This is a genomic window from Novosphingobium aerophilum (assembly GCF_014230305.1).
Classification (GTDB): domain Bacteria; phylum Pseudomonadota; class Alphaproteobacteria; order Sphingomonadales; family Sphingomonadaceae; genus Novosphingobium; species Novosphingobium aerophilum.
Genome location: NZ_JACLAU010000103.1, coordinates 1 through 1,336, shown reverse-complemented (window position 1 = coordinate 1,336; position 1,336 = coordinate 1). Strand labels below are relative to the sequence as shown.

General features: G+C 60.9%; 1 pseudogene. It reads left to right on the top strand.

Annotated features, from left to right (window positions below):
* Positions 1-124 precede the first annotated feature (124 nt).
* Positions 125-1,135, top strand: a pseudogene (locus tag H7F49_RS19195) (IS3 family transposase); the annotation flags it as partial.
* Positions 1,136-1,336: the final 201 nt, after the last annotated feature.

The window sequence follows — 1,336 nt, the reverse complement described above, 5'->3', positions numbered from 1 at the left end:
CCACGCTGCAGGCATTCTTGCCCAAATCAATGCCAAGGATCACAATAGACATCGGTCCGCTCCTTTCCTCTTCAAGCACCGGCATCATATCCGATGCCGGGGAAAAGGGGCGGGCCATCCCATAAAGCATGATCGCGGATGGGGGCGGCGAAGAATGAGGTATCCCGCTTCCGAAAAGCTCGAGATCATCCGGATCGTCGAGCAGTCGCACCTGCCTGCCAAGCGGACGCTGGAGCAACTCGGCATCGCCCGCCGGACCTTCTACCGCTGGTATGATCGCTTCCTGGAAGGCGGACCGGAGGCGTTGGAAGATCGGCCATCAGCACCGAGCCGGGTATGGAACCGCATCGGCGACGACATCCAGGACCAGATCGTTGAGATGGCGCTGGATTACAGCGAGTTATCACCGCGCGAGCTGGCCGTGCGGTTCACCGACGAGAAGCGTTACTTCGTGTCGGAAGCCACGGTTTACCGCCTGCTCAAGGCCCACGATCTGATCACCAGTCCGGCCTATGTCGTGATCAAGGCCGCCGATCAGTTCCACACCAAGACAACCCGACCGAATGAGATGTGGCAGACCGACTTCACCTACTTCAAGATCATCGGGTGGGGCTGGATGTACCTGTCGACCGTGCTCGACGACTTCTCGCGCTACATCATCGCCTGGAAGTTGTGCACCAACATGCGGGCTGAGGACGTGACCGACACGCTGGACCTCGCGCTCGCTGCCTCTGGCTGCGACAGCGCCAAGGTGCTGCACAAACCGCGGCTGCTCAGCGACAACGGACCCAGCTACATCGCGGGCGAACTGGCCGAATATATCGAGGCCAATAAGATGAGCCATGTGCGCGGCGCCCCAATGCACCCGCAAACCCAGGGCAAGATCGAGCGCTGGCACCAGACCCTGAAAAACCGCATCCTGCTCGAGAACTACTTCCTGCCCGGCGACCTCGAGGCCCAGATCGAGGCGTTCGTCGAGCACTACAATCACCAGCGATACCACGAGAGCCTGAACAACGTGACCCCCGCCGACGCCTACTTCGGCAGAGCTCCGGCCATCATACAACAGCGCGAAAGGATCAAGCGACAGACCATCCAACATCGGCGCTTGCAGCACCGCAAGCTCGCCGCCTAAAACCAACCCCCAGACGAGGCCCACACTCCGCTAATTTACGCCGCGAGTTGCGCCAAATGTTCTGACGACGGACACTCGAAGATCGCGATAGGTCGGAGGCCGGGAGCAGCCTCGAGCATCGGCACGACCACTTCATCGAAGATACCGGCCAAGGGATCGGGTCGGCGCCGACCGCGTGGGGTTTGCCGCTGTGATGGGAAC